17 protein-coding genes are annotated in these 19971 nt (G+C 63.4%); 8 read left to right on the top strand and 9 right to left on the bottom strand.

Annotated elements, in window-relative coordinates; genetic code table 11:
- Positions 1-42: 42 nt before the first annotated feature.
- A complete protein-coding gene (locus CK227_RS04580; RefSeq protein WP_010913204.1) occupies positions 43-1536 on the bottom strand; it encodes a PLP-dependent aminotransferase family protein in 1494 nt (497 codons plus the stop codon).
- 303 nt (positions 1537-1839) lie between these two features.
- On the opposite strand from CK227_RS04580, the gene pgi reads away from it, so the two are divergent.
- The gene (gene pgi / locus CK227_RS04585; protein ID WP_095771740.1) at positions 1840-3483 is read left to right on the top strand and encodes a glucose-6-phosphate isomerase; all 1644 of its coding nucleotides are present in this window, start codon (positions 1840-1842) and stop codon (positions 3481-3483) included.
- 5 nt (positions 3484-3488) lie between these two features.
- The gene (locus tag CK227_RS04590; protein ID WP_095771741.1) at positions 3489-4211 is read left to right on the top strand and encodes an HAD family hydrolase; all 723 of its coding nucleotides are present in this window, start codon (positions 3489-3491) and stop codon (positions 4209-4211) included.
- Here CK227_RS04590 and CK227_RS04595 read toward each other — a convergent pair.
- Both CK227_RS04595 and CK227_RS04600 read right to left on the bottom strand, forming a co-directional pair.
- The gene (locus tag CK227_RS04595) at positions 4195-4848 is read right to left on the bottom strand and encodes a methyltransferase (protein ID WP_095771959.1); all 654 of its coding nucleotides are present in this window, start codon (positions 4846-4848) and stop codon (positions 4195-4197) included. The genes CK227_RS04590 and CK227_RS04595 overlap by 17 nt on opposite strands.
- A gap of 175 nt (positions 4849-5023) precedes the next feature.
- Positions 5024-7048, bottom strand: coding sequence for a long-chain fatty acid--CoA ligase (locus CK227_RS04600; protein ID WP_095771742.1), 2025 nt, complete (start codon positions 7046-7048; stop codon positions 5024-5026).
- A 466-nt stretch (positions 7049-7514) separates the two neighbouring features.
- Here CK227_RS04600 and CK227_RS04605 point away from each other — a divergent pair, with 466 nt between their 5' ends.
- Genes CK227_RS04605 through CK227_RS04625 form a run of 5 tightly spaced genes read left to right on the top strand, consistent with a single transcriptional unit; the run spans position 7515 to position 12755 of the window.
- On the top strand, positions 7515-9113 hold the full coding sequence (locus CK227_RS04605; RefSeq protein WP_038651939.1) for an ABC transporter substrate-binding protein: 1599 nt from the start codon (positions 7515-7517) through the stop codon (positions 9111-9113).
- A 45-nt stretch (positions 9114-9158) separates the two neighbouring features.
- Complete coding sequence (locus CK227_RS04610) at positions 9159-10166, top strand: ABC transporter permease subunit (RefSeq protein WP_095771743.1); 1008 nt, start codon at positions 9159-9161, stop codon at positions 10164-10166.
- 26 nt (positions 10167-10192) lie between these two features.
- On the top strand, positions 10193-11077 hold the full coding sequence (locus CK227_RS04615; RefSeq protein ID WP_245318085.1) for an ABC transporter permease subunit: 885 nt from the start codon (positions 10193-10195) through the stop codon (positions 11075-11077).
- Positions 11077-11928, top strand: a complete 852-nt coding sequence (locus tag CK227_RS04620; RefSeq protein ID WP_095771745.1) for an ABC transporter ATP-binding protein — start codon at positions 11077-11079, stop codon at positions 11926-11928. The genes CK227_RS04615 and CK227_RS04620 overlap by 1 nt, the downstream gene beginning before the upstream one ends.
- Entirely contained in the window at positions 11925-12755 is an 831-nt protein-coding gene (locus tag CK227_RS04625) for a dipeptide ABC transporter ATP-binding protein (RefSeq protein ID WP_095771746.1), read from the top strand. The genes CK227_RS04620 and CK227_RS04625 overlap by 4 nt, the downstream gene beginning before the upstream one ends.
- Before the next feature lie 121 nt (positions 12756-12876).
- Here CK227_RS04625 and CK227_RS04630 read toward each other — a convergent pair whose 3' ends face one another.
- From CK227_RS04630 to CK227_RS04645, 4 genes are all read right to left on the bottom strand, one after another.
- A complete protein-coding gene (locus CK227_RS04630; RefSeq protein WP_095771747.1) occupies positions 12877-14151 on the bottom strand; it encodes a cysteine desulfurase-like protein in 1275 nt (424 codons plus the stop codon).
- 48 nt (positions 14152-14199) lie between these two features.
- On the bottom strand, positions 14200-14874 hold the full coding sequence (locus tag CK227_RS04635; RefSeq protein WP_095771748.1) for an amino acid ABC transporter permease: 675 nt from the start codon (positions 14872-14874) through the stop codon (positions 14200-14202).
- A gap of 148 nt (positions 14875-15022) precedes the next feature.
- Positions 15023-15820, bottom strand: a complete 798-nt coding sequence (locus CK227_RS04640; protein WP_019862988.1) for an ABC transporter substrate-binding protein — start codon at positions 15818-15820, stop codon at positions 15023-15025.
- A 397-nt stretch (positions 15821-16217) separates the two neighbouring features.
- Positions 16218-16979, bottom strand: coding sequence for an HpcH/HpaI aldolase/citrate lyase family protein (locus tag CK227_RS04645; protein WP_095771960.1), 762 nt, complete (start codon positions 16977-16979; stop codon positions 16218-16220).
- Positions 16980-17102: 123 nt separating this feature from the next.
- Here CK227_RS04645 and CK227_RS04650 point away from each other — a divergent pair, with 123 nt between their 5' ends.
- Complete coding sequence (locus CK227_RS04650) at positions 17103-18197, top strand: LLM class flavin-dependent oxidoreductase (protein ID WP_095771749.1); 1095 nt, start codon at positions 17103-17105, stop codon at positions 18195-18197.
- Here the strand turns inward: CK227_RS04650 and CK227_RS04655 are convergent.
- Positions 18194-18607 carry a RidA family protein gene (locus tag CK227_RS04655; RefSeq protein WP_095771750.1) on the bottom strand — a complete coding sequence of 138 codons (414 nt, stop codon included), beginning with the start codon at positions 18605-18607 and terminating at the stop codon, positions 18194-18196. The two genes, CK227_RS04650 and CK227_RS04655, sit on opposite strands and share 4 nt — an antisense overlap.
- Positions 18608-18640: 33 nt before the next feature.
- Positions 18641-19837, bottom strand: a complete 1197-nt coding sequence (locus tag CK227_RS04660) for an acyl-CoA dehydrogenase family protein (RefSeq protein ID WP_095771751.1) — start codon at positions 19835-19837, stop codon at positions 18641-18643.
- Positions 19838-19971: the final 134 nt, after the last annotated feature.

Genomic DNA, 19971 nt, shown 5'->3' on the forward strand with positions numbered 1-19971 from the left:
GCCGCGATTGGGCGGCCCCGGTCAAAGGATCGGATACGTGGATCAGGCGGCGGCGGGCCTGCGTCCGGCGGCCGTGGCCAGTTCCCGGATGCCTGGCTCGATGTGCTGCAGCGCAATCGAGGAAATGCCCAACCGCATGAAACGCGAAGGCTTTTCGGTGCGGTCGAAGAAGCGGTCTCCCGGCTCGATGATGACGCTGCGCGAGGCCGCGGCCTCGGCCAAACCGCGGGAATCGGTGCCGCGCGGGCCTTCGAGCCAGAGTGACGTGCCGCCGGCCGAGTCGGTCGAGCGCCATTCCGGCAGGAAAGCGGAAATCGCATGGACCAGACGCTTGCGCCGCTCGTCGAAGGCGCTGGACAGACGCCGCACCAACGCCTCGTGATGGCCGAGCGACAGGAAGAGCGCCACGGCACGCTGGTTGTTGGCCGGCGGATGGCGCAGCATGAAGCGGCGCAGTGCCCTCAGCTCCGAGATTAGTCCAGCAGAGGCCACGATATAGCCGAGCCGCAGGCCCGGAGCCAGCGTCTTGGACATCGAGCCGACATAGACGACGCGGCCCGACCGATCGAGGCTCTTCAGCGCCTGCTGTGGCGCCTCGTCGAGAAGCTGGCTGTCGTAGCCGTCCTCGATGATGATCTGGTTGTGCCGGTTGGCGCGCGCCAGAAGGTCCTGCCGCCGCTCGGCCGACAACGGCACCATGGTCGGGCAATGATGGCTGGGCGTGACGAAGACGAAGCCGGAATCGTTGGGGATAGAAGAAGTTACGATGCCGGATTGGTCGACCGGCACCGGCTGGATGTCGGCGCCTGCAAGCCGGAAGATCGAGCGTGCGTCGGGGTAGCCGGGGTCTTCCATCGCCACCTTCGAACCCTTGGTCATCAGCAGCGAAGCCAGCATGTAGAGCGCGTTCTGGGCGCCGAGCGTGACGATGATCTCGTCGGGATTGGCGAAGATGCCGCGCCTGGGCAAGAGCCGCGCCTGGATCTGCTCGATCAGCAGCGGATCGTCGCGATCGACCATGTCCGACGCCCAGTTGCGGATTTCGAGCACGGCCAGCGCCATGCGGTTGCACTCGCGCCATTCGGCGGTCGGGAACAGCGCCGGGTCGAACTGGCCGTAGACGAAGGGATAGGACGACTTGATCCAGTTCTCGTGCTTGGCCGGCGGCGGCATATCGCTGGCGGCGATCTGCCGGCGTGCCTTCCAGTCGATCTCATTGGCCTGGTCGGGCGCCTTCTGGTGCGGCTTGGCCGGTGTTGCCAGCACGTCGGGATTGACGAAATGGCCGCGCCGCTCGCGCGCCACCAGGAACCCCTGGTCGACGAGCTGCTGGAAGGCCAGCACCACTGTCCCGCGTGCGACGCCCAGCTTCTCGGCCAGGATGCGGCAGGAGGGAAGCGGCATCGAGGCGGCGATCTGACGGTCGAGAATGGCGGCCACGATGGCCTGGCGGATCTGCGCCTGCAGGGTTTGGCCGGATTCGGCCGAAATCCGGAACAGGCCGGACCATATGGCCGTGTCGTTGCGCTGTGGCATGGGAAATCTTCCTCGGATGGCCAGCCATTTTCATTTGGCTGGACCAGTCGAGTGTATGGGTGGCACAAGGGGTTGCGCCAATCAATTTTTCTGATCTTTGGGATTTATGCCAGTGATCCTTCAGCCGAAATGGAGCCCTGTGGCCGCCCGGATCGACACATTGTGTCATCGCATCGTGATGCGATGCGGCATCGCCGCGTATTGACCGCACGGAATTCGGCTCAATAGGTTTGTCGCGACGACACGCGCCGGAAACATCCGGTCTGATAAAGTACGTCGAAAAACGCCAGGAGCTCCCCGCCATTGGATAAGTCAGCCTTCCAGAAACAGCTCGCCGCCTTGCGCGATCATCGCACCGCGGCGCCTGCCAGCATGCGCCAGGCCTTCGCCGACGATCCACAACGTTTCCAGACATTCTCAGCTACCGACGGTGACCTTTTGCTCGACTGGTCGAAATGCGCCGTCGATGCCGTCACCATGGACTTGCTGGAGAAGCTCGCCGCTGCTGCCGATCTCGAGGGCCGCCGCGCCGCCATGTTCGCCGGCAAGAAGATCAACATCACCGAGGACCGTGCCGTGCTGCACACGGCGCTGCGCAATCTCAGCGGCAAGGGCGTCACGGTCGACGGCCAGGACGTCAAGGCCGACGTCATTTCCGTGCTCGACGCGATGGGCGCCTTCGCCGATGCCATCCGCTCCGGCAAGGCGCTAGGCGCCACCGGCAAGAAGATCACCGACATCGTCAACATCGGCATTGGCGGCTCCGACCTCGGCCCGGCCATGGCGACGCTGGCGCTGGCGCCATATCATGACGGGCCGCGCGCGCACTATGTCTCCAACATCGACGGCGCCCATATCCATGACACGCTGAAGGGCCTGAAGGCCGAAACCACGCTGTTCATCGTCGCCTCCAAGACCTTCACCACGGTCGAGACGATGACCAACGCGCAGACGGCACGCGACTGGGTGCAGAAGGCGCTCGGCAAGCAGGCGGTCGGCAAGCATTTCGCCGCTGTTTCGACGGCGCTCGACCTGGTGGCCAAGTTCGGCATCGAGCAGGACCGCGTCTTCGGCTTTTGGGACTGGGTCGGCGGCCGCTATTCGGTCTGGGGCGCGATCGGCCTGCCCGTCATGATCGCCGTCGGTCCGCGGAATTTCCGCGCCTTCCTCGATGGCGCGCACGAGATGGACGAGCATTTCCGCACCGCCCCGCTCGCCGGGAACCTGCCGGCGCTTCTGGGGCTGGTCGGCTGGTGGCATCGCGTGATCTGCGGCTATCCGGCCCGCGCGGTCATTCCCTATGACCAGCGCCTGTCCCGGCTGCCGGCCTATCTGCAGCAGCTCGATATGGAATCGAACGGCAAGGGCGTCACCCTTGAAGGCACACCGGTGCCGACGCCGACCGGGCCGTTGGTCTGGGGCGAGCCGGGCACCAATGGCCAGCACGCCTTCTTCCAGCTCCTGCACCAGGGCACCGACTTCATCCCGGTCGAGTTCCTTGCCGCGGCCGTCGGCCATGAGCCGGAGCTGAAGCACCAGCATGATCTGCTGCTCGCCAATTGCCTGGCGCAGTCGGAAGCGCTGATGAAGGGCCGCACGCTGGACGAGGCGCGCGCGCAGATGCTGGCCAAGGGCATGAAGCCCGCAGACGTCGACAAGATAGCGCCGCACCGTGTCTTCTCCGGCAACCGGCCTTCGGTGACCATCCTCTATCGCAAGCTCGACCCGCGCACCTTCGGCCGGCTGATCGCGCTCTACGAGCACCGCGTCTTCGTCGAGGGCACGCTGTTCAATATCAATTCCTTCGACCAGTGGGGCGTCGAGCTCGGCAAGGAGCTGGCGACCGGCCTGCTGCCTGTCGTGGAAGGCAAGGAAAGCGCCGCAAACCGGGACGCCTCGACCAGGGGCCTTGTGGAACGCATCCACCAATTGCGCGGTTCGGAGTGACTGATTTGGCAGACATCAAGGGTATATTGTTCGACAAGGACGGGACACTTGTCGACTTCAACGCGACCTGGCTCGGCGTCGCCGATTTCATGGCCATGGATGCCGCCGATGGCGACCGCTGGAAGGCCGACAGGCTGCTTGCGGCCGCCGGCTTCGATTTCGCCAACAGGCGCTTCAAGCCCGATTCGATCTTTGCCTCGGGCACCAACATGGATGTCGTCGAGCTGTGGTTCCCGCGTCTGTCCGACGAAGACCAGATGCTGGCCGTCGCGCGCTTCAACGAGATCACCTCGGTGCAGGGTTCGACGATGGCGGTGGCGCTGCCGGGCATCGTCGATACCTTGGCGGTGCTGCACAAAAGATCCTACCGGCTTGGCGTCGCCACCAACGATTCCACCAGCGGCGCGGAAAAGACCTTGGTCACGCTGGGTGTCGCCCAACTGTTCGACGCCGCCTATGGCTATGACGCGGTGGCCAATCCCAAACCCGCGCCCGACACCATCCAGGCCTTTTGCGACCTCACCGGCCTGAAGTCGGCGGAGATCGCCATGGTCGGCGACAACCGCCACGATCTCGAAATGGCGCGCGCCGGCGGCTGCGGCCTGGCGGTGGGCGTGCTGTCCGGCACCGGCACGCGCGAATCGCTGGCCGGCATTGCCGACGTCGTCCTCGATTCTGTAGCCGACCTGCCGGACTTCCTGTCGACGCGGGTCAAGGAGACGGTTTGATCGCTCCCGCCAGCGCAGGCGCGGTCTCGAAACGAAAGACGCCGCTCGGTTTCAGCGCGGCGTCTTTTGCGTCGCCGAAATCCGGCACCTGATATTCGGCGAGCAGTCGCAGCCGGGACAGCGGCAGGTCATGGCGACGGGGATCGCCGACCAGCACCTCGATACCGGCTTCCAGGCAGCGATCGAGGAACGGGGTAACCCGCAGAGCGACCTCGTGGCCGTAGAACACGTCGCCGGCAAGCACGAGGTCGACAGCCGGCGGCGGACCCGTGGTGATATCCTGGTAGACGATCCTGATCTCGACGCCGTTGGCTTCCGCGTTGAGGCCGATGGCGGCAACGCCGTTGCGGTCGATCTCGGCGGCGATCACCTCGCTTGCGCCGGCCGTGGCGGCGGCAATGCCGACAATGCCCGAACCCGCGCCAAGGTCCAGCACGCGACGGCCCGCCACGGTCATCGGATTGTCGAGGATGTGGCGCGCCAGCACCGCGCCGCCGGCCCATGCATAGGCCCAGTAGGGCGGTTGGGGCTCTGGCGCGTCGTTGGCGTCAGCATCGACGAGCCGTCTCAACCCGCTGCCGGGGTGGGCGGTGTAGAGCCGGATTTCGACAAGCCCGGGCACCGGCACAAGGCGCATGTTCGCCTTGATGAATTCCGCCGGGTCCAGGCGCGGGCGGCGGCTTGGCAAATCCTTGCCCGGTCCCCCCTCGTCGCCGGAGGGACGGCCCCTCACTAAAGCGCGCTGCGCTTCAGCACTTTGTTTTGATGCATGTCGTTCTCCCAAAACCGAGGTCACTGTTGGACGATGTGCGTCAGGCGCGCAGTGCCCGCCGCAGGATCTTGCCGACCGGCGTCTTCGGCAATTCGGCCCTGAACTCGATATATTTGGGCCGCTTGTAGCCGGTCAGGTTCTCGCGGCAAAAAGCGGTGATGGCTTCCACGGTCAGGGCCGGATCCTTCTTGACGATGAACAGCTTCGGCACTTCGCCCGAATGCTCGTCCGGTACGCCGATCGCCGCGACTTCGAGCACGCCTGGGTGCATGGCCACGACCTCTTCGAGTTCGTTCGGATAGACGTTGAAGCCCGAGACCAGGATCATATCCTTTTTGCGGTCGACGATCTTGGTGTAGCCGCGCTCGTCCATGAAGCCCATGTCGCCGGACTTGAAGTAGCCGTCCTTGGTCATCACCTTGGCGGTTTCGTCAGGCCGGTTCCAGTAGCCCGCCATCACCTGCGGTCCCCTGATGCAGATCTCGCCGACCTCGCCGAGCGGCAAATTGTTGCCGTCATCGTCGCGAATGGCGATTTCCGTCGACGGCAGCGGCAGGCCGATCGTGCCGGTGAAGTCGCCGGAACTGAACTTGTTGGCCGTCGCCACCGGCGAGGTTTCCGAGAGGCCGTAGCCTTCAGTGACAGGGCAGCCGGTCAACGCCTTCCAGCGTTCGGCGACGCCCTTCTGCACCGCCATGCCGCCGCCCAGCGTCAGCACGAGCGGCTTGAAGTCGAGTTTGCGGAAGTCCTCATTGTTGAGCAGCGCGTTGAACAGCGTGTTGAGGCCGGGAAAGATGTGGACCGGATACTTCTGGAGTTCCTTGACGAAGCCCGGAATATCGCGCGGATTGGGAATGAGCACGTTGCGAGCGCCTTGCTGCATGCCCATCAGCGCGTTCACCGTCAGCGCGAAGATATGATAGAGCGGCAGCGCGCAGATGAAGTTCGGGTGCGCGGGCTTCGGCTTGATCGTATAGGCGTCTTCCATCCACTGCGCATTCTGCACGACATTGGAAAGCACATTGCGGTGCAGCAGCGTGGCGCCTTTCGACACGCCCGTGGTGCCGCCCGTATACTGCAGGAAGGCGACATCGTCGGCCGCAACCTTGGCCGGCTTGAAGCCAAGGCCGGCGCCGGCCTTCATCGCCGCGTTGAACTTGACATGCCCGGGCAGCGACCATGCCGGCACCATCTTCTTCACGCGGCGCACGACGAAGTTGACGATCGAGCCCTTGAGGCCGCCAAGCATGTCGCCCATGGCCGCCACCACGACATGCTTGACCGCGGTCCTGGCGGTTACCGCCTGCAAGGTGTTGGCGAAGTTTTCCAAGATGACGATGGCTTGCGCGCCGGAATCCTTGAGCTGGTGCTCCAGCTCGCGCGGCGTGTAAAGCGGATTGATGTTTACCACGACATAGCCGGCGCGCAGGATGCCCATCATCGCCACCGGATATTGCAGAACGTTAGGCATCATGATGGCGACGCGCGCACCCTTTTGCAGCCCCTTCGATTGCAGATAGGCACCGAAGGCCGCCGACAACTGCTCGACATCGGCATAGCTGATGGATTTGTCCATGCAGGTGAAGGCCGGCTGGGCGGAAAACTGCTTGCAGGCGGCGACCAGGAAATCGCCTATCGAACTGTAGGGCAACGCACCGATCTCGGCCGCCACGTTCTTCGGATAGCTCTTGAGCCACGGCTTTTCTGGCAGGCCGGCGGCAAGTTCCGTGAGCGCCTTCGGCAACCGCTTGGCGGCAGCCGTCGCCGGTTTCGATGGCGGCGCTGCGTTTGCTGGCGATGCGGCCTTTGTTACCCCAGCCTTTGCGGGAGAAGCCTTTGCTGGAGTCTTCGTCGGCGAAGTTTTCGTCGCTGAGGTCTTTGCCGGGGCGGCTTTTGCCGCCGGCTTCGCAACGGCCTTGGCGGTGGCCGCCTGTGCCGTCTTGGCAGGCTTTGCGCCTGTGCTGGCGGTCGAGGCCTTGGCACCGGCTTTACCTTGGCCGGCGGCGGCTGGTTTCGAGGCTGCCTTTGCCGACGCCTTCACCGGCGCCTTTGATGCTTTTGCCACCCGTTCCTCCTCGACAATTCCTGTTCGCCCGTTTCGGTCGCCTATGCCGCGCCCGCCTCCGAATTGACAGAGACGTCCTCCGTGCCGCCAGCATATCCATCTATGTATTGCCTCTATCGGCGGCGGTGCAAGTCTTGCCCTAGCGGCAAGGCGCCGAAAGATTTGCCGTCGAAAATCTTTCCCGCTGGCGACCCTGGAACCGGTATCTTTCCGCATCGATGACCGGATGAGGGCGGACGCGGCGTCCATGTCGCCATATGTCAGATCAATAAAAAAATGCGGTCGTTAATAATCTCGTGAGTGGAAAAAACTGCTAATTTTTTCTGCCATTTAGCAAAACGGCGGATTTTTTTCCTGCTTCCCGAGGGGTAAGCAAACGGGGTGTTCCAAAGCCGGAAAAACGGTGCTTATATGCGCGCTTCGCGAGCCTGCTAGAGGGGCTTGGAAGAACATCAGGGAGTGCTCAATGAAAAAGAAACTCGCTTTTGCGGCCGCTTTGCTGGCCGCAAGCGTTCTCAGCGGCATGGCCAATGCAAAGACGCTCGTCTATTGCTCGGAAGCGTCGCCTGCCAATTTTGATCCGGGTACCACGACCGGCGGCAACGACTTCGATGCCTCGTCGCGTACCGTCTATTCGCGTCTGGTCGAATTCAAGCATGGCGGCACCGAAGTCGAGCCCGGCCTTGCCGACAAGTGGGAGATTTCCGACGACGGCCTGGTCTACACTTTCCACCTGCATCCGGGCGTCAAGTTCCAGACCACCGACTATTTCAAGCCGACGCGTGACCTCAACGCCGACGACGTCGTTTTCTCCTTTGATCGCCAGTTCAACAAGGCGAACCCCTGGAACGGCGACAAGTATCTGCCGAACCTGACCTGGGACTATTACACCGGCATGGACATGCCGAAATACGTCGCCAAGTGGGAAAAGGTCGACGACCTGACCGTCAAGCTGACGCTGACCGAGCCGAATGCGCCGATGCTGGCCAACCTTGGCATGGACTTCGCCTCGATCGTGTCGAAGGAATATGCCGACCAGCTGGAGAAGTCCGGCAAGATGGCCGATTTCTCGACCAAGCCGATCGGCACAGGTCCGTTCCAGTTCGTCGACTACCAGCTGGATTCGGTCATCCGCTACGCGGCCCACCCGGATTATTTCAAGGGCAAGGAAAAGATCGACGATCTCGTCTTCGCCATTACGCCCGACGCCACCGCCCGCACCCAGAAGGTGCTCGCCGGGGAATGCGACATCGCGCCCTATCCGAACCCGGCCGACATCGCCACCATCAAGGCCAACAAGGACGTGACCCTGATGGATCAGGCCGGCCTGAACATCGGCTATATGAGCTACAACACCACCATCCCGCCGCTCGACAAGCCTGAGGTGCGCCATGCGCTCAACCAGGCGATCGATCGGGAATCGCTGATCAAGTCGCTGTTCCAGGATGCCGGCGCCACGCCTGCCGAAAACCTGATCCCGCCGACCATGTGGTCGTGGAACAAGGATGTGAAGACCGACGCCTACAATCCGGAAGCGGCCAAGAAGGTGCTGGCCGACGCCGGCCTGAAGGAAATCCAGCTCTGGGCATCCGACCGCGTTCGCCCGTACAACCCGAACTTCCAGCGCGCTGCCGAACTGATCCAGGCCGACTGGGCCAAGGTCGGCGTCAAGGCGGAGATCGTCAACTACGAGTGGACCAAGTATCGCTCGGAAGGCAAGAAGAAGGACCGTCCAGGCGCCTTCCAGATCGGCTGGACCGGCGACAATGGCGATCCGGACAACTTCTTCGCCACCCTGTTCGCCTGCTCCGCCATCGGCGTGTCGAACTACTCGAGCTGGTGCGACAAGGACTTCGAGGATCTGATCCAGAAGGCCAAGAAGACCAGCGACCAGGCCGAGCGCACCAAGCTCTACGAGCAGGCGCAGGTGATCTTCGCCAAGGAAGCGCCCGCCTTCCTGCTGGTCCATAGCCAAGTCTATGCGGTCGTGCGCAACAATGTCAGCGGTTTCAAGATGGATCCGCTCGGCATTCACCGCTTCGACGGCGTTGACAAGGCCGAATAAGACTATAGAGCGGGGCGGCGCAATGAAGCGCCGCCCCCCTACATCATGCTAAAATATATCCTCCACCGAATTGCACTTTTGATCCCGACGCTTGTCGGCATCACCATCTGCGCCTTCGCCTTCGTCAGGCTGCTGCCCGGCGATCCTATTCTTGCCATGGCCGGTGAACACGGCGTGGCGCCGGCGCGTTATGAAGAGCTCAAGGAGCAGTTCGGCTACAATCTGCCGATCTGGCAGCAATACACACGCTATGTCGGTGAGGTCGTGACCGGCGATTTCGGCGTCTCGATTTCGTCCAAGCGCCCGGTGCTCGAAGAGTTCAAGACGCTCTTCCCGGCGACGCTGGAACTGTCGTTCTTTGCCATGATCTTCGCCATGGTACTGGGCATTCCGGCCGGCATCTTCGCGGCGGTCAAGCGCGGCTCCTGGTTCGATCAGTCGCTGATGGGCACCGCGCTCGTCGGCTATTCCATGCCGATCTTCTGGTGGGGCCTGCTGCTGATCATCTTCTTCTCCGGTTACCTCGGCTGGACGCCGGTTAACGGCCGCATCGACCTGCAGTACTTCTTCAAGCCGATCACCGGCTTCATGACCATCGACACCTTGCTCTACGGCAAATGGGCTGCATTTCGCTCGGTATTGCGCCATCTGGTGCTGCCGACGATTGTGCTCGGCACCATTCCGCTGGCTGTGATAGCACGCCAGACGCGCTCCGCCATGCTCGAGGTGCTGGGCGAGGACTATGTGCGGACAGCCCGAGCCAAAGGGCTTTCGTCGGCCCGGGTCATCGGCGTGCATGCCCTGCGCAACGCACTCATCCCGGTGGTCACCACCATCGGCCTGCAGGTTAGTACGCTGCTCGCCGGTGCCATCCTTACCGAAACGATCTTCTCGTGGCCCGGCATCGGCAGGTGGATGGTCGAATCCATATCCAAGCGCGATTATGTCGTCGTGCAGTCTGGCCTGCTCTTGATCGCGCTTATCGTCATGGCGGTGAATCTGATCGTCGACGTGCTCTATGCCGTTATCAACCCACGCATAAGGGCGGCGTGATGAGCCAGTCGACAGAAATCGCCCCGATGGCCGCCGGCAACCCGGATCGCCTCACCGGTCTCAGGACCTTCTGGTTTTATTTCTCGGTGAACCGGGGCGCCGTTATAGGCCTGTTCGTCTTCATCCTTTTGGTGCTGGCGGCGCTCTTTGCGCCGCTGCTGGCTCCCTACGCGCCAGACATCCAGGACAAGACCGCATTCTTGCGGCCGCCTGCATGGCAGGCAGGCGGCAGCTCGCAATATCTGCTCGGCACCGATCCGGTCGGGCGCGACATCCTTTCACGCCTGCTCTACGGCGCGCGCTTCTCGCTGCTGATCGGCGCGGTCGTGGTCTCGCTGGCGCTCATCGGCGGCATCACGCTTGGCCTGCTGGCCGGTTATTTCCGCGGCTGGGTCGACGTGGCGATCATGCGCGTCATGGACCTTATCCTGGCCTTCCCGTCGCTGTTGCTGGCGCTGGTTATGGTCACCATCCTCGGTCCCGGCCTGTTCAATGCGATGCTGGCCATCGCGCTCGTGCTGCAGCCGCATTTCGCGCGGCTGGTGCGCGCCGCGGTGATGGCCGAGAAGAGCCGCGAATATGTCGTGGCGGCGAAGGTCGCCGGCGCCGGGCATCTCAGGCTGATGCTTCGCACCATCCTGCCCAATTGCCTGGGACCGCTGATCGTCCAGGGCACCTTGTCTTTTTCCAACGCCATCCTGGAAGCGGCCGCCCTCGGCTTCCTCGGCCTCGGTGCCCAGCCACCGACGCCCGAATGGGGCACGATGCTCGCCTCGGCGCGTGAATTCATCCTGCGCGCCTGGTGGGTGGTGACCTTCCCAGGCCTGGCGATCCTGATCACCGTGCTTGCCATCAATCTGATCGGCGACGGTCTGCGCGATGCGCTCGATCCGAAATTGAGGAGGTCGTGATGGCGCTGCTGGACATCCAGAACCTCGTCGTCGAATTCCAGACCGCATCAGGTATGTTCCGGGCGGTCGATGGCGTTTCCTTGCATGTCGACGAGCGCGAAGTGCTGGCGATCGTCGGCGAATCCGGTTCCGGCAAGTCGGTCTCGATGCTGGCGGTGATGGGCCTTTTGCCGTGGACCGCGAAGGTCACGGCCGACCGCATGAGCTTCAATGGCCGCGATCTTCTGAAGCTGAGCCCTGCCGAGCGGCGCAAGATCGTCGGCAAGGACATGTCGATGATCTTCCAGGAGCCGATGGCCAGCCTCAATCCCTGCTTCACCGTCGGCTTCCAGATCGAGGAGGTGCTGCGTTTCCATATGGGCATGGACGGTGCGCAGCGCCGGGAGCGCGCCATCGAACTCCTCACCCAGGTCGGCATTGCCGAGCCGGCGGAACGGCTGAACTCGTTCCCGCACCAGATGTCGGGCGGCCAATGCCAGCGCGTCATGATCGCCATTGCCATCGCCTGCAATCCGAAGCTTTTGATTGCCGACGAGCCGACTACCGCGCTCGACGTCACCATCCAGAAGCAGATCCTCGATCTCCTGGTCTCTCTGCAGGCCAAATACGGCATGGGCCTGATCATGATCACCCACAATATGGGCGTGGTGGCCGAGACCGCCGACCGCGTCATCGTCCAGTACAAGGGCCGCAAGATGGAAGAGGCCGACGTGCTGTCGCTGTTTGAGCAGCCGAAGAGCAATTACACCCGCGCGCTTTTGTCGGCGCTGCCGGAGAACGCGGTGGGCGACCGGCTGCCGACCGTCTCCGACATGCTGTTCGAGCCGGCGCCCTCGGGAGCCGCCGCATGAGCGTCAAGGTCGTCGAAGGCAAGAATATCGTGCGCGACTACCATGTCGGCGGCGGGCTGTTTCGCGCGCAGCGCACCGTGCATGCGGTTAAGGGTGTCTCGTTCAGCGTCGACAAGGGCAAGACGCTGGCCATCGTCGGTGAAAGCGGCTGTGGCAAGTCGACGCTCGCCCGCATCATCACGCTGATCGATCCGGCGACTTCGGGGGAGCTGTTCATCGACGGCAACAAGGTCGACATCGCCAGGAGCGGATTGACCAAGGAGATGCGCCGCAAGGTGCAGATCGTCTTCCAGAACCCGTACGGCTCGCTCAACCCGCGCCAGAAGATCGGCGACGTGCTGGGGGAACCGCTGCTCATCAACACCAACAAGCCGGCCGAGGAACGGCGCGACCTCGCCATGAAGATGCTGAAGAAGGTCGGCCTTGGCCCCGAACACTACAACCGCTACCCGCATATGTTCTCAGGCGGCCAGCGCCAGCGCATCGCCATCGCCCGCGCACTGATGCTCAATCCGAGCCTGCTGGTGCTGGACGAGCCGGTCTCGGCGCTCGACCTTTCGGTGCAGGCGCAGGTGCTCAACCTGCTCGCCGACCTGCAGGACGAGTTCCAGCTGACTTATGTCTTCATCAGCCATGATTTGTCGGTCGTGCGCTACATCGCCGACGACGTGATGGTGATGTATTTCGGCGAAGCGGTCGAATACGGCCCGCGCGACGAGGTCTTCGCCGACCCCAAGCACAGCTACACCAAGACGCTGTTCGCCGCGACGCCGCGCGCCGACGTGGCGAGCATCAAGGCCAGGTTGGCGAAGAAGAAGGCCGCCTGAACCTCGGATATCGTCATCCTATGGTCTGCGCCGCGTCGCTTCGCTCCTGCTTCGCCATAGGATGACGACGTCGAGGAACCGCAACCGACTCCCATGCAAGGGTCGGACCAAAGGTCCAGGCTCAAGACAGCCTGGCGATAATCGCGCGCAGCGCCTCGCCGAATTTGTGCACTTCCTCGACCGTGTTGTAATGCACCAGCGAGGCGCGGATGGCGCCGCAGTCCATCGACAAATTGAGGCGCTTCATCAGTCGCGGCGCGTACATGTGCCCGTCGCGGATGCCGATCTGCATCTCGGCCATCTCCTCGACGATCCGTTGCGGTGAGAGCTTGCCGATGTTGAAGCAGAAGGTCGGCACACGCTCATTGATGCGGGCCTCGTCGGCGACGCCATAGATCGTCGCGCCGCAGCCCTTCAGCACGGCAAGCATCTCGCGCGCCAAAAGCAGTTCGTAGTCGCGGATGGCGCCCATGCCGGCGACGATGTTTTCTCGCCGCGAGCGGTTGTTGGAGGGGGCCAGGTTGCGGCCGATCAGTTCCAGATACTGCACGGCCGCATCCATGCCCGAGACGTTCTCGTAGATGAAGGTGCCGGCCTCGACCTTGTAGGGCGGCTCGTCGGGGATGAAGTCCTCGCGAAAAGTCGGCAGCCGCTTGAGCGTATCGAAGCGGCCCCAGAGAAAACCCATATGCGGCGAGAAATTCTTGTAGCCGGAGCAGACGAGATAGTCGCAATCCCAGGCCTGCACGTCGATCAGCCCGTGCGGACCGTAGTGCACGCAGTCGAGGAACACTTCGGCGCCGGCCGCATGCGCGATCCTGGCGACCGAGGCGACGTCGACGATCGAGCCGATCGAGTGCGCGGTGACCGTGCAGGCGACGAGGCGGGTTCGGTCGGAAACCAGCGGCTTGAGATCGTCGACATGCAGATTGCCGTCCTCGCGCATGCGCCACCATTTGAACTTGGCGCCGGCGGATTCCAGTGCCAGCCAGGTGGCGATGTTGGCGTCATGGTCCATGTCGGTGATGACGATCTCGTCGCGTTCCCCAAGCATCTGGCCGATGCCGAGGCTGACGAGGCGGATGAACGAGGTGGCGTTCATGCCGAAGCAGATTTCCGCCGGGCTATAGGCGTTGATCAGCAGCGCCACGCTTGTCCTTGCATCCGCGACCGACTGGTCGACGGTGACGCTGCGGCCATAGCGGCCGCCGCGCTGTACATTGTGCGAAACCAGATGGTTGGTCACCGCGTCGAGCACGCTCTGCGGGATCTGCGCGCCGGCGGCATTGTCCATGAAGATGAAATCGCCGGCCCGCTGCAGGGCGGGAAACATGGCGCGGATGGTGTCGACGGGGAACGCTGCGGCGTTCGCGTTGTCGGTTTGGTGCTTGTTCACGGGCAGGCTCCTGCGAAGAATTTGGCGGGTGGAGAACGGTTGGCGAGGTCAGCGCGCCTTCTCGGTCTTGAAGCGGTCTTCAAGCAGGCTGACGAGGCGCACCATCGGCCAGAGGAAGATGAGATAGACCAGTGCAGCGCCGATCAGCGGCGAGGGATTGGCGTAAAGCGACTGCGCGTTGGTCGCTTCCTTCAGGAGTTCCGGCAGCGCCACGGTGGAGGCGAGCGAGGTGTCCTTGAACATCGAGACGCAATTGCTGGTCATCGGCGGGATGACGACGCGGATCGCCTGCGGCAGCACCACCTTGCGCAAGGTCAAGAGGAACGGCAGGCCGAGCGCCTGCGACGCCTCGAACTGGCCTTTCGGAATGCTTTCTATGCCGGAGCGGAACACTTCCGCCGAATAGGCCGACATGATGAAGGCGAAGGCCGTCACCGCGGACGCCCAGGACGACAGGCGGATGCCGAGGAAGGGCAGGGCATAGTAGATCAGGATCAGCACCACCAGCACCGGCAGCGCGCGAAAAATGTCGGTGTAGGCGACTGCCAGCCAGCGCAGCGGCTTCGGCGCATAGAGCCGCACCAGGCTGATCAGCAGGCCGATGGGGATGCCGATGCCGATGCTCAAAATGCCAAGCAGCAGCGTGTTCAGGAAGCCGCGCAGCAGCGCAGGCAGGCTGGCCATGATGACGTCGGGATTGAAGAAGGTGTCGATCAGCGACATGGGAGCGTTCCCGAACCCCAGAGCAAGGGGTGCTCAAAGTTGAAACCAATCGACCTCGCCCATGGCGAGACGGTCCGCGCGGCAGTGCGAAAGCGTGAAATGAATCGTGCCGGCCTGGAAAGCCGGCACGATTTCAGTGCATCTCCGCTCAGGCCTTCGGCAGCGGCATTTCCTTGACGGTCGAGGAATCGGCCGGCGCGTCGCTGCCGAACCACTTCTTGTGGATCGCGGCCAGCGTGCCGTCCTTCTTCATCGCGGTCAGCGCGTCGTTGAGCTTGCCGAGCAGCGGGTGGTCCTTGGTCATCATCAGCCCGTACTGTTCACCGGTCTTGATGCGCTGCTTGACCTTCAGATCCTTCATCTTGGTGAAGGAGTATTCCATGCCCGGAATGTCGCTGACGGCGGCGTCGACGCGGCCGGCGCTGAGGTCGAGCAGCAGGTTCTGCTGCGTGTCATAGCCCTTCACATCGCTAAAGCCGTCGGCTTCCTGATGAGCCTTGACCCAGGTCTCGCCGGTCGAGCCGGAGAGCACGCCGACGATCTTGCCCTTGAGGTCGGCTTCGGTGTTAACAGCGCTGTCGGTCTTCGTCGCAATGCCCATGTCGGAATCATAGTAGGGCTGGGTGAAAGACTGCGACTTCAGCCGCTCGGCCGTGATGGTGATCGACGAGATGGCGACATCGATGCGCTTCGACGTGGTGGCCGCGAACAGGGCCTGGAAGCCGAGATCGGCGATATCGGTGGTCATGCCGATGCGCTTGGCGGCTTCGTTGACGATGTCGACTTCAAAGCCCTCGAAGGTGCCGCTCTCGTTCTTGTACTCGAAGGGCGGATTGGTCGGATAGGCGCCGACATTGAGCACATCGGCGGCGTAAGCCGTGGCGGGGCCGGCGGCGATGCCGATGGCGGCGGCAAGCAGGATGAGATTGCGACGTGTCAGGTTCATTTGGTGTTCCCTCTGGGGTATCCCCTCTGGTTGTTGATCGGGCGGGCTCGCCCCGCACGGTTTCTTGCCGTCCCACCTCCCAGCGGGGCGTCAATTCATGGCAGCGACCTGCGCGCGTGGTTGGCGATGGTCTCTGTACGCGGATCGCGGATCTGGCAGCGCACGCCGTCGAAAGCACAGCGCGCGCTGGATGATGACTGGGGCAGCATGAACGACAAGGACTGAACCCCCCGAAGCACCACGATGGACTGGCCGGCAACCCCTGCGGCACGGCCGCCGTCATCGATCTTGAATGCTTATCCAAAGTGGGACGCATTTCAAGGCGAAAGTTTTAAGCTTAAAAAGCTTGGCTTGCGTGTTGCTCCGGCGATACGCCTTTTTGTCTGGCCGCGCCTGTCTATGCCAATTCGTCGCGCGCGGCGGCAGCGTTGGCCGCGGCGCCGGCGCCCAGAAACATCGTGTCGCTGGCCAGCACGAAGAAACTCGCGCCGATGGCTGCCCACCGGCTGACGGCCTGCGGGCTGGCGCAAAATATGCCTGATGTCTTTCCGCGTGCGACCGTCGCGCCGATGATCGTCCGGATCGCCGCATTGAGCTTGTCGGCGCCTTGCGGTCCGATCGCGTCGATCGACACCGAAAGATCGCCCGGGCCGACGAAGATCACGTCGACGCCGTCGGTGGCCGCGATCGCATCGACGTTGGCGAGCCCCGCCGCTGTCTCGACCTGAACCGCGACGACGGTTCTGTCGTTGGCGCCGGCAAGATATTCGGGAATGCGATAACCATAGCCGGCGGCTCGGCCAGGCCCGACGCCACGCTCGCCCAGCGGCGGATAGCGCGAGGCTTTCACTGCTGCTTCGGCCTGCGCGGCGGTCGAGACGCGCGGCACCAGCACGCCTTGCGCGCCGCTGTCCAGCGCCGCCTGGATGGCTTCCGGCGCATGGCCGGGAACGCGTACCATCGCCGGCACGCGGCGAACGTCGGCCGCGCGCACCATGGTCTCGATCATGTCGCGCGAGATCTGCGCATGCTCCCAGTCGATGCAGAGGAAGTCGAGGCCCGACAGCGCCATCACTTCGACCGCGACCGGATGGGGAATGGCGGCAAACGAACCGACGAGGTTTGCCTTGCCGATGCATTTCTGACGGAATTCGCTCATGCCGATCCCCTTTGTCGTCTGGCCCAAACTCATATCCGCAATCGGCGGCGAGGCGAAGCTATTTCAGGCTTGAAATATTTTACCGCGAGCCTAGCGTGTGGTCTCCCGCCGCGAGTTTCAGAGATGATCAAAGCGCATCCCCTGCAAGGCCCGAACAAACTGAAGCTCGGGGTCTTTTCGACCAACGCCGATGGCGGGCTCGCCATATCAGATGTGCCGGAACGCTGGACGGCAAGCTGGCAGGACAATCTGACGGCAGCGCAAATTGCCGACCGCGCCGGGCTGGAATTCATGCTGCCGATCGCGCGCTGGCGCGGCTTTGGCGGCCGCAACAAGGTGCGCGAATGGTCGTTCGAAACCTTCACCTGGGCGGCTGCTCTGGCGGTGGCCACCGACCAGATCGGCCTGTTCATGACCGTGCACGTGCCGTTGGTGCATCCGCTCTATGCCGCCAAGGCGCTGGCGACGGTCGACCACATCAGCCAGGGCCGCGCCGGCCTCAACATCGTCTGCGGCTGGAACCCGAAGGAATTCGGCATGTTCGGCACGCCGCTGGTCGAGAAAGGTTACGACCAGGCCGCCGAGTGGATCGAGATTCTTGAGAAGCTCTATGCGTCGGCCGAGCCGCTCGACTATGAAGGCAGCTACTATCAGCTGAAGGAAGCGGTGAGCCGGCCGGCCAGTGTGCAGCTTCCGCGCCCGGTGACCATGAATGCCGCTTTCGGCGGGCCGGGCCGCGACTTCGCCGCCGCCCGGTGCGATTATCTGTTCACGACCTTTTCCGAGATGAGCGATGCCGGCAAGCATGTCGCCGATATCGGCGAGCGCGCCGACAAGGCCGGCCGCGATGTCGGCGTCTACACCGTGGCGCATGTCGTCTGCCGCCCGACCATGGAGGAGGCGCAGGCCTATTACATGCGTTACGCGGTCGATCTGGCCGACCATGACGCGGTCGACGCCCATATGGCTGGCAAGAAGGAATTCTCGCAGTCGCACGACCCGCACGCCTATGACCGGTATCGTCAACGCTTCGCCGGTGGCGCCGGCACCTATCCGCTGATCGGAACGCCGGAAACGATCGCCGCCGAAATGGCCGCCATATCAGGGCATGGCTATCAGGGCATCGCGCTCTCCTTCGTCAACTACACGCAGGAGCTGCCCTATTTCTGCGACCACGTGCTGCCGATTTTGAGAAAGGCGGGCCTGCGGGTAACTTAGTCCGGACGAACGAGTTCGTCCGGTATCACAGCGGTGGCCTGGATCTCCACCTTGGCGCGGTCCTCGACCAGCGCCATCACCTGCATGGCGGCCATCGCCGGGAAATGCCGGCCGATGACCTCGCGATAGGCTTCGCCGAGCCCCCTGAGATTGGCGAGATACTCGGCCTTGTCGGTGAAATACCAGGTCATCGAGGTGATGTGCCGGGGCTCGGCACCGGCCTCGGCCAGCACAGCGACGATGTTTTGCAGCGTCTGCCGCACCTGGCCGACAAAGTCGTCGGTTTCGAACTGGCACTGACCGTTCCAGCCGACCTGTCCGCCGACGAAGACGAGCCGCCCACGCGCCGCGACGCCATTGGCGTAGCCCACCGGTTTGGCCCAGCCTTCCGGCTGCAGAATCTCATGCATTTGAAGCCTCCCGGTATTCCTGAAAACCAAGTCTCAAAATCGAATGCCCGTCAATTTTCCCGCCGTCAGGCCGCGCCCATCACTTGCCGCGCCCATCACTTGCCGCGCGATGACCACTTTCTGCACGTCGGAGGCACCCTCATAGATGCGCAGCGCGCGGATCTCGCGATACAGGCTTTCGACGATGTGGCCTTTGCGCACGCCGTCGCCGCCATGCAGTTGCACCGCTTTGTCGATCACCTCCTGCGCCTTGTCGGTGGCGAACAGTTTTGCCATCGCCGCCTCGCGTGTCACCCGCGCCGCGCCCATGTCCTTGGTCCAGGCGGCGCGGTAGACCAGAAGCGCCGCCGCATCGACGTCGAGGGCCATGTCGGCGATGTGACCCTGCACCATCTGCAAATCGGCCATCGGTGCGCCGAACAGTTTGCGCTCGGCCACTCTGCTGATGCTTTCTTCGAGCGCCCGGCGGGCAAAGCCGAGCGCTGCCGCACCGACGGTCGAGCGGAACACGTCGAGCACCGACATGGCGATGCGGAAGCCGTCACCTGGCTTGCCGATCAGGGCCGAGATGGGGACACGGACCCGATCGAAGGAAAGCCGCGCCAGCGGATGCGGCGCGATCACTTCGAGGCGCTCTGCGATGCCGAGGCCCGCAATGTCGCCAGGCACGATAAACGCGGAAAGCCCCTTGGCGCCCGGCGCCTCGCCGGTGCGCGCAAAGACGATGTAGAGATCGGCGATGCCGCCATTGGAGATCCAGGTCTTTTCGCCGGTGAGCACATAGCTGTCGCCGTCGCGGGTCGCTGTCATTTCGGTGTTGGCGACATCCGAGCCGGAGCGCGGCTCCGACAGGGCGAAGGCCGAGATCGCCTTGCCGGCCCGCGTCTTCGCCAGCCATTGCTGCTGGTCGGCCGTGCCGAACAGGCTGAGCGCGCCGGTGCCCAGCCCTTGCATCGCGAAGGCGAAATCGGCGAGCCCGTCATGGCGGGCAAGCGTCTCGCGCGTGATGCACAAAGTGCGGACATCGAGCGGGCCGGGATTGTCGGTGTCGAGCGCGGTCGGCTTCAGCCAACCGTCGCGGCCGAGTTTTTGCACCAGCTCGCGGCAGGCGGCATCGACGTCGTGGTGATCGACGGGGAGATGTTTTGCGCACCATGCTTCCAGGCTCTCGGCGAGTTCGCGATGGCGGTTCTCGAAAAAGGGCCAGTTGAGGAAGGAACGGTCAGGCATGTTGGCCTCCGCAGTACATGGAGCGTTGCGCTCTATGACGCCCCCCTCTGTCCTGCCGGACATCTCCCCCACAAGGGGGGAGATCGGCTGTCATCTCGGCTTTCACTAAACTTCTACGTTGCAAGAAGCGAGCT

This window comes from Mesorhizobium sp. WSM4308, assembly GCF_002294905.1.
GTDB lineage: Bacteria > Pseudomonadota > Alphaproteobacteria > Rhizobiales > Rhizobiaceae > Mesorhizobium.